General features: G+C 73.5%; 2 protein-coding genes. One reads left to right on the top strand and one right to left on the bottom strand.

Annotated features, from left to right (window positions below; translation table 11 throughout):
* On the bottom strand, positions 1 to 1,446 hold the full coding sequence (gene xylB / locus B7767_RS27875; RefSeq protein ID WP_085574588.1) for a xylulokinase: 1,446 nt from the start codon (positions 1,444 to 1,446) through the stop codon (positions 1 to 3).
* A 113-nt stretch (positions 1,447 to 1,559) separates the two neighbouring features.
* Here xylB and xylA point away from each other — a divergent pair, with 113 nt between their 5' ends.
* Positions 1,560 to 2,726, top strand: a complete 1,167-nt coding sequence (xylA, locus tag B7767_RS27870) for a xylose isomerase (RefSeq protein ID WP_030865575.1) — start codon at positions 1,560 to 1,562, stop codon at positions 2,724 to 2,726.
* The last annotated feature ends 220 nt before the right edge of the window (positions 2,727 to 2,946 follow it).

The raw sequence follows: 2,946 nt of genomic DNA, 5'->3' as shown, positions 1-2,946 counted from the left end.
TCAGTCGGTGTTTGTGCCGCGGTCCAGCAGCGGGGCCGCGTCGGAGAGTACCCCGGCCAGCCTGGCCAGCGTCTCCTCGTCCCGCTCCACGGCCTCCAGCACCGGGCCCGCCGCCGTGTCCCAGCGCCGGGCGACCGCGGCCGGGTCCTCCCCGGTGAGCAGCCCGGCCGCCTGCGCCGCCGCACCGAGCGCGACCAGCTCCTTGGCCCGGGGCACCTGGACGGACCGTCCCGACAACCGCCGTACGGTCTGCTGCCAGGCCGTGCCCCGGGCGCCGCCGCCGATCAGCAGCAGGGGTGCCGACGGGTCGGCGTCCTCGTCGAGGACGAGGTCCAGCGCGGCCAGCAGGGAGTACACGGCACCGTCGTACGCGGCCTGGAGCAGCTGCCCGCCGGTGGTGTCGTGGCGCAGCCCGTGCAGCAGGCCGGAGGAGCGGGGGAGGTTCGGGGTGCGCTCGCCGTCCAGGAAGGGCAGCAGCGTGACGCCGCGCCCGGGTTCGACGGCCTCGCGGTCCAGGTTCAGCAGCGCCGCGACCCGGTCCACGGCCAGCGTGCAGTTGAGCGTGCAGGCCAGCGGCAGCCAGTCGCCGCGCGCGTCGGCGAACCCCGCCACCGTGCCGGTCGGATCGGCCGGCCTGCGCTGCGTCACCGCGTACACCGTGCCCGAGGTGCCGAGACTCATCACCGGCGTGCCGGGACGCACCCCGAGGCCCAGCGCGGCGGCGGCGTTGTCACCGGTGCCGCACGCCACCAGGGTGCCCTTGGAGAACGGCAGGTCGTGGCCGTCGCGCACGGTCCCGGCGACCTCGCCGGGCCGCACCACGCGGGGCAGCAGCGCCGGGTCGAGCCCCACGTGCGCGAGGATCTCCTCGTCGTACGCCTCCGTCCCCGAAGCCCACCAGCCGGTGCCGGAGGCGTCGCCGCGGTCGGTCGTGCCCTGTCCGGTGAGCCGCTCGGTGAGGTAGTCGTGGGGGAGCCGGACCGCCTTGGTGGCGCGCACCGCGTCCGGCTCGTGCTCCGCGAGCCAGGCCCACTTGGTGACCGTGAAGGAGGCGGCCGGCACGCTTCCGGTGCGCTCGGCCCAGAACTTCGCGCCGCCCAGCTCCTCGATCAGCCGACGGCCCTGCGGCGCGGAACGCACGTCGTTCCACAGCAGCGCGGGACGGACCGGCTCCCCGTGCCCGTCCAGGGTGACCAGGCCGTGCTGCTGCCCGCCGATCGACACCGCGGCGGCCTCGTGCGCCGCCTCGCCGCACTGGCGCAGCGCCTCGGACAGGGCGTCCCACCACTGACGCGGATCACTCTCCCGGCCCGCCCCGGAGGTCACCGTGTGCGGTGCCTGGCCGCTCGCGACGACCCGGCCGGTGGCCACGTCGACGACCAGCGCCTTGGTGGACTGGGTGGATGTGTCCACGCCGACGACGAGCGGACCCTCGGCTGCTGACATCGATCTCTCCCTCTTCCGCACTCGGCGGGGTGTGTCTCTTCCCAGAAATGTTCCTGCATACTAATTTGTAAAGCGCCATGACGAAATAGTCTCAGCGAGCAAGGAGCCGCGGCATGAACTACCAGCCCACCCCCGAGGACAAGTTCACCTTCGGACTGTGGACCGTCGGCTGGCAGGGACGGGACCCCTTCGGTGACGCCACGCGGCGCGCCCTCGACCCGGTCGAGTCGGTGCGGCGCCTGGCCGAGCTGGGTGCCCACGGCGTCACGTTCCACGACGACGACCTCATCCCCTTCGGCTCGAGCGACAGCGAGCGCGAGGAGCACATCAAGCGGTTCCGGCAGGCGCTGGACGACACCGGCATGAAGGTGCCGATGGCCACCACCAACCTGTTCACCCACCCGGTGTTCAAGGACGGCGGCTTCACCGCCAACGACCGCGACGTGCGCCGCTACGCGCTCCGCAAGACCATCCGCAACATCGACCTCGCGGCCGAGCTCGGCGCCGAGACCTACGTGGCCTGGGGCGGTCGTGAGGGCGCCGAGTCCGGTGGCGCCAAGGACGTGCGGGACGCCCTCGACCGCATGAAGGAGGCCTTCGACCTGCTCGGCGAGTACGTCACCTCCCAGGGCTACAACATCCGCTTCGCCATCGAGCCCAAGCCGAACGAGCCGCGCGGCGACATCCTGCTGCCCACCATCGGCCACGCCCTGGCGTTCATCGAGCGCCTGGAGCGCCCGGAGCTGTACGGCGTCAACCCGGAGGTCGGCCACGAGCAGATGGCCGGGCTGAACTTCCCGCACGGCATCGCGCAGGCGCTGTGGGCGGGCAAGCTCTTCCACATCGACCTCAACGGCCAGTCCGGCATCAAGTACGACCAGGACCTCCGCTTCGGCGCGGGCGACCTGCGCGCCGCGTTCTGGCTGGTGGACCTGCTGGAGTCGGCCGGCTACGAGGGCCCGCGGCACTTCGACTTCAAGCCGCCGCGGACCGAGGACTTCGACGGCGTGTGGGCCTCGGCGGCCGGCTGCATGCGCAACTACCTGATCCTCAAGGAGCGCGCGGCGGCCTTCCGCGCGGACCCCGAGGTGCAGGAGGCGCTGCGCGCGGCCCGTCTGGACCAGCTGGCCCAGCCCACGGCGGCCGACGGCCTCCAGGCCCTGCTCGACGACCGGTCCGCCTTCGAGGACTTCGACGTCGACGAGGCCGCCGCGCGGGGCATGGCCTTCGAGCGCCTCGACCAGCTGGCGATGGACCACCTGCTGGGCGCCCGGGGCTGACCCCCGACCGCGAGGGCGTGCCCGTCCCACCCCTGCCACGGGACGGCCACGCCCTCGCACGCATGTCCGGGACGGCCGCGCCCCACGTGTGGTTCGCACCCGGTTGCGGCCTACGCGACGACCGCGCGGAATCACGCGCGGTGGCACGTGTCCGGGCCGACACGGGACCTCCCGCCGGCGACGTCCCGCGCGCGATGGCGCGGCTCGAGCCGGCTCGGTG

The sequence above is a fragment of the Streptomyces sp. 13-12-16 genome (genome assembly GCF_002114215.1).
Lineage (GTDB): Bacteria > Actinomycetota > Actinomycetes > Streptomycetales > Streptomycetaceae > Streptomyces.
Note: the sequence above shows the minus strand (reverse complement) of the source record. Positions and strands in the feature narration are given on the sequence as shown.